The sequence below is a fragment of the Aurantiacibacter suaedae genome, from assembly GCF_005434915.1.
Taxonomy (GTDB): Bacteria; Pseudomonadota; Alphaproteobacteria; order Sphingomonadales; family Sphingomonadaceae; genus Alteraurantiacibacter; species Alteraurantiacibacter suaedae.
In genome coordinates this window covers 1-5994 of sequence record NZ_SKCG01000007.1, presented here as the reverse complement: position 1 = coordinate 5994, position 5994 = coordinate 1, and the positions used below count along the sequence as shown (strand labels likewise).

Annotated in this window: 3 tRNA genes and 3 rRNA genes; all 6 read left to right on the top strand. The window is 54.9% G+C overall.

What is annotated here, in order from left to right:
• The first annotated feature begins 372 nt into the window (after nt 1-372).
• The 6 genes from E0473_RS15315 to E0473_RS15290 all read left to right on the top strand — a co-directional run bounded on the left by E0473_RS15315 (nt 373) and on the right by E0473_RS15290 (nt 5990).
• Nucleotides 373-1856, top strand: a 16S ribosomal RNA gene (locus E0473_RS15315).
• A gap of 197 nt (nt 1857-2053) precedes the next feature.
• Nucleotides 2054-2130 (top strand) — tRNA-Ile (locus E0473_RS15310).
• Between the two features lie 115 nt (nt 2131-2245).
• Nucleotides 2246-2321 (top strand) — tRNA-Ala (locus tag E0473_RS15305).
• Nucleotides 2322-2576: 255 nt separating this feature from the next.
• Nucleotides 2577-5367, top strand: a 23S ribosomal RNA gene (locus tag E0473_RS15300).
• Between the two features lie 135 nt (nt 5368-5502).
• Nucleotides 5503-5617, top strand: a 5S ribosomal RNA gene (gene rrf / locus E0473_RS15295).
• Together the 16S, 23S and 5S rRNA genes with 3 tRNA genes alongside form the textbook arrangement of a ribosomal RNA operon.
• 296 nt (nt 5618-5913) lie before the next feature.
• Nucleotides 5914-5990 (top strand) — tRNA-Met (locus E0473_RS15290).
• Nucleotides 5991-5994: the final 4 nt, after the last annotated feature.

Here is a 5994-nt window from a genome sequence, read left to right as displayed (position 1 = left end):
GCCTAGATGGGCTCCACCGACGCGGTGCAGCGGACTTCCGCCACTGAGTTGGTCGCCAAATTTGACGGATAGCCGGCTCCCCCGGTGAAAATCGGGGAACCGATCGCTGTCCGCTTTTGAGTTTGGTGGTTCTTTGACATCGTTGATTTTAGATGAAGGGACATGTGGGCGACGGCGCCCCGTCCGCGGAGCTCAAGGCCGCGGTAACGGGTATTCATAAGCCGAGCCGCATTGTTTGGACCTACCACGGTCTGGATGATGTCAAGCATGTCCTTCGTATCCATTACGTTTGACAGTGCAGGTATCGGCTCCTTGAAGCTCATGCCAAGCGGGTTAGCGGGGTTTTCCCCGTGTCTGTTTGGTATGTGACACAAACTTGAGAGTTTGATCCTGGCTCAGAACGAACGCTGGCGGCATGCCTAACACATGCAAGTCGAACGAGACCTTCGGGTCTAGTGGCGCACGGGTGCGTAACGCGTGGGAACCTGCCCTTAGGTTCGGAATAACAGTGAGAAATCGCTGCTAATACCGGATAATGTCTTCGGACCAAAGATTTATCGCCTTTGGATGGGCCCGCGTAGGATTAGCTAGTTGGTGAGGTAATGGCTCACCAAGGCGACGATCCTTAGCTGGTCTTAGAGGATGATCAGCCACACTGGGACTGAGACACGGCCCAGACTCCTACGGGAGGCAGCAGTGGGGAATATTGGACAATGGGCGAAAGCCTGATCCAGCAATGCCGCGTGAGTGATGAAGGCCTTAGGGTTGTAAAGCTCTTTTACCCGGGATGATAATGACAGTACCGGGAGAATAAGCCCCGGCTAACTCCGTGCCAGCAGCCGCGGTAATACGGAGGGGGCTAGCGTTGTTCGGAAATACTGGGCGTAAAGCGCACGTAGGCGGCGTCGTAAGTCAGGGGTGAAATCCCGGGGCTCAACCCCGGAACTGCCCTTGAAACTGCAATGCTAGAATCTTGGAGAGGCGAGTGGAATTCCGAGTGTAGAGGTGAAATTCGTAGATATTCGGAAGAACACCAGTGGCGAAGGCGACTCGCTGGACAAGTATTGACGCTGAGGTGCGAAAGCGTGGGGAGCAAACAGGATTAGATACCCTGGTAGTCCACGCCGTAAACGATGATAACTAGCTGTCCGGGTTCATAGAACTTGGGTGGCGCAGCTAACGCATTAAGTTATCCGCCTGGGGAGTACGGTCGCAAGATTAAAACTCAAAGGAATTGACGGGGGCCTGCACAAGCGGTGGAGCATGTGGTTTAATTCGAAGCAACGCGCAGAACCTTACCAGCCTTTGACATCCTCTGACGGTTACTGGAGACAGTTTCCTTCCTTCGGGACAGAGTGACAGGTGCTGCATGGCTGTCGTCAGCTCGTGTCGTGAGATGTTGGGTTAAGTCCCGCAACGAGCGCAACCCTCGTCCTTAGTTGCCATCATTTAGTTGGGCACTCTAAGGAAACCGCCGGTGATAAGCCGGAGGAAGGTGGGGATGACGTCAAGTCCTCATGGCCCTTACAGGCTGGGCTACACACGTGCTACAATGGCAACTACAGTGGGCAGCTATCCCGCGAGGGTGAGCTAATCTCCAAAAGTTGTCTCAGTTCGGATTGTTCTCTGCAACTCGAGAGCATGAAGGCGGAATCGCTAGTAATCGCGGATCAGCATGCCGCGGTGAATACGTTCCCAGGCCTTGTACACACCGCCCGTCACGCCATGGGAGTTGGTTTCACCCGAAGATGGTGCGCTAACCTTTTAGGAGGCAGCCAGCCACGGTGGGATCAGCGACTGGGGTGAAGTCGTAACAAGGTAGCCGTAGGGGAACCTGCGGCTGGATCACCTCCTTTCTAAGGATATTGGCGGAAAGCGCCGGGCCCAGAGCAATCTGGATCAATGCTCGGAAGTGCTTCCTCCGTTTCCAAAGAACATTGCCGTCGTCCTCATGTCCCTTCATCACTGGAAAGACACGCAAGGCTTGCCTTGTCGTGTTTACGCCTGAGCTGGCTTATGCCGCCCGCGGCCGTTTGGCCCGCTTGAGGCGCATGGGCCTGTAGCTCAGTTGGTTAGAGCGCACCCCTGATAAGGGTGAGGTCGGTGGTTCGAATCCACCCAGGCCCACCATATTGTCTGGCTTCAAGCGCCAGCGCCGCCATCCGGCGGCTCGGCTTGCGGCTAACGCCGACGGCCGGTTGGCCTTGCGAACCTTTGGTTCGGGGGTTGCTTGTTGTCTGGGTAAGGGGCCTTAGCTCAGCTGGGAGAGCGGTTGCTTTGCAAGCATCAGGTCATCGGTTCGATCCCGATAGGCTCCACCAGGCAGATATTTCCAGAGATGAAGAGAAAGCGGATCCCGCATTTGGCGGGTAGGCAGTTTCGACTGCCGTCTTTGACATTGTGAATGGGTTTTTAAATCGATGCCGCGAGGTGTCGTCGTGCTGGCAAGGCCTTTGGGTCTGGTCAGTCGATGGCAAATCGCAAATCAATCAAATTGATTATCTGGCTGAGATAATTCCTCCGCGCCATTGTATCGGCAAGCGTTATGCAGACTTGTCGTTGATGGTGTGGATTCTCAAGCGTGAGGTAAGAGCATTTGGTGGATGCCTTGGCATGTACAGGCTATGAAGGACGTGGCACGCTGCGATAAGCGTCGGGGAGCTGTGAGCAAGCTTCGATCCGGCGATTTCCGAATGGGGAAACCCACCCTCACCATTTCCTCTGATTGTTCTTCGGAATGATTAGAAGAGGTGGATAGGGTATCACCTTGCTGAATATATAGGCTTGGTGAAGCTAACCCGGGGAACTGAAACATCTCAGTACCTGGAGGAAAAGACATCAACCGAGATTCCCGTAGTAGTGGCGAGCGAACCGGGACCAGGCCAGTGCCTTCATTTCAACTAGCAGAACACTCTGGAAAGTGTGGCCACAGCGGGTGACAGCCCCGTATGCGAAAGTGATGATGAAGGACTTGAGTAGGGCGGGACACGTGAAATCCTGTCTGAACATGGGGGGACCACCCTCCAAGCCTAAATACTCGTACATGACCGATAGCGAACACAGTACCGTGAGGGAAAGGTGAAAAGCACCCCGATTAGGGGAGTGAAACAGTACCTGAAACCGAATGCTTACAATCAGTTGGAGCCCCATAGGGGGTGACAGCGTACCTCTTGCATAATGGGTCAGTGACTTAATCTAGCAAGCAAGCTTAAGCCGTTAGGTGTAGGCGCAGCGAAAGCGAGTCTGAATAGGGCGAATGAGTTTGTTGGATTAGACCCGAACCCCGGCGATCTAGGCATGAGCAGGCTGAAGGTGCGGTAACACGCACTGGAGGGCCGAACCGTTGCATGTTGAAAAATGCTCGGATGACTTGTGTTTAGGGGTGAAAGGCCAATCAAGCCGGGAAATAGCTGGTTCTCCGCGAAATCTATTGAGGTAGAGCGTCAGATGTATGCCGATGGGGGTAGAGCACTGGATGGGCTAGGGCTGCGCGAGCGGTACCAAACCTAACCAAACTCCGAATACCATCGAGTCTTGTCTGGCAGACAGACGGCGGGTGCTAAGGTCCGTCGTCAAAAGGGAAACAGCCCTAACCTACAGCTAAGGTCCCCAAGTAATACCTAAGTGCGAAAGCATGTGGGAATCCCAAAACAACCAGGAGGTTGGCTTAGAAGCAGCCATCCTTTAAAGAAAGCGTAACAGCTCACTGGTCTAAATAAGGGTTCCTGCGGCGAAGATGTAACGGGACTAAAGGTATTCACCGAAGCTTAGGGTTCAGAACTTTGTTCTGAGCGGTAGCGGAGCGTTCCGTAAGCGAGCGAAGGAGAAGGGTAACCGACTCTGGACGTATCGGAAGTGCGAATGCTGACATGAGTAGCGATAAAGAGGGTGAGATGCCCTCTCGCCGAAAGACCAAGGGTTCCTGCGCAACGCTAATCGGCGCAGGGTAAGCCGGCCCCTAAGACGAGCCCGAAGGGGGTAGTCGATGGGAACCACGTTAATATTCGTGGGCCTGGTGGTGTGTGACGGATGGCGGAAGTAGTTCACTCTTATCGGATTGAGTGGGCTGCCAAGTTGTCCCGGGAAATAGCCTCACCGTATAGACCGTACCCGAAACCGACACAGGTGGTCAGGTAGAGTATACCAAGGCGCTTGAGTGAAGTATCCTGAAGGAACTCGGCAAATTGCCTCCGTACCTTCGGAAGAAGGAGGCCCTGGATTAACGCAAGTTTTTTCAGGGGGCACAGGCCAGGGGGTAGCGACTGTTTATCAAAAACACAGGACTCTGCTAAGTCGGCTTCAAGACGACGTATAGGGTCTGACGCCTGCCCGGTGCTCGAAGGTTAAGAGGAGGAGTGCAAGCTCCGAATTGAAGCCCGAGTAAACGGCGGCCGTAACTATAACGGTCCTAAGGTAGCGAAATTCCTTGTCGGGTAAGTTCCGACCTGCACGAATGGCGTAACGACTTCCCCACTGTCTCCAGGATATGCTCAGCGAAATTGAAGTTCCCGTGAAGATGCGGGATACCCGCGGTTAGACGGAAAGACCCCGTGCACCTTTACTGCAGCTTCAGAGTGGCATTAGGAAAGAGTTGTGTAGCATAGGTGGGAGGCTTTGAAACTTGGGCGCCAGTCCGAGTGGAGCCATAGGTGAAATACCACCCTGCTGTTTTCTGATGTCTAACTAACTACCGTTATCCGGTAGTAGGACCCTCTGTGGCGGGTAGTTTGACTGGGGCGGTCGCCTCCTAAAGAGTAACGGAGGCGCGCGATGGTAGGCTCAGGCCGGTTGGAAACCGGCTGCAAGAGTGCAATGGCATAAGCCTGCCTGACTGCGAGACTGACGAGTCGAGCAGAGACGAAAGTCGGTCATAGTGATCCGGTGGTCCCTCGTGGAAGGGCCATCGCTCAACGGATAAAAGGTACGCCGGGGATAACAGGCTGATACTGCCCAAGAGCTCATATCGACGGCAGTGTTTGGCACCTCGATGTCGGCTCATCACATCCTGGGGCTGGAGCAGGTCCCAAGGGTTTGGCTGTTCGCCAATTAAAGTGGTACGTGAGCTGGGTTCAGAACGTCGCGAGACAGTTTGGTCCCTATCTGCCGTGGGCGTCGATTGTTGAGAGGAGTTGCCCCTAGTACGAGAGGACCGGGGTGAACATACCTCTGGTGTACCTGTCATCGCGCCAGCGGTGCAGCAGGGTAGCTATGTATGGACGGGATAACCGCTGAAAGCATCTAAGCGGGAAGCCTCCCTCAAGATTAGCAATCATCGAACCGTGATAGACCATCACGTTGATAGGCCAGGTGTGGAAGCGCAGTAATGTGTGGAGCTAACTGGTCCTAATCGTTCAGATCATGCTTGGTGAATCCCACCATCAACGTCAGGGCTGCAAAGCTCTGGCCTCGGAGGATCATCCAGCCAGATACGACGCCTAACAAACACTAACACCTGATTGGTGCATCGATTTAAAAACCTTGTCCCGCCCGCCTGCTTCATTGCTTGGTGGTCATGGCACCTGTGACCCACCCGATCCCATCTCGAACTCGGCCGTGAAACCAGGTAGCGCCGATGGTACTGTGCCTTAAGGCACGGAAGAGTAGGTCGCCGCCAGGCATTGCAGCAGGCGGACAAACAAGGTTCTTACCCATTCACATAGTCATAGGGCTGTCCCACAAGGGCGGCCCTTTTGGCGTCTCTGGCGATCGCACGATCTCCCCAGACGCTACAGTACCCACAGGGGTCATGTCCCTGTAGGCGGTTCGCTTTCCTTCTATGGCTGGCGAACCATCGACCCCGCAGGGGTCGCAAGCGCGACCGCGCGCCCGCAGCGAAGGCCAGTTTGCTGGCCCTTAGCGAGGAAAGCCAAGGGGCCGTATGGACCCGCAGGCGCCTGAGGCAAAACACGGTAACGCGGGGTGGAGCAGTCCGGTAGCTCGTCAGGCTCATAACCTGAAGGTCGTTGGTTCAAATCCAACCCCCGCAACCAGCCT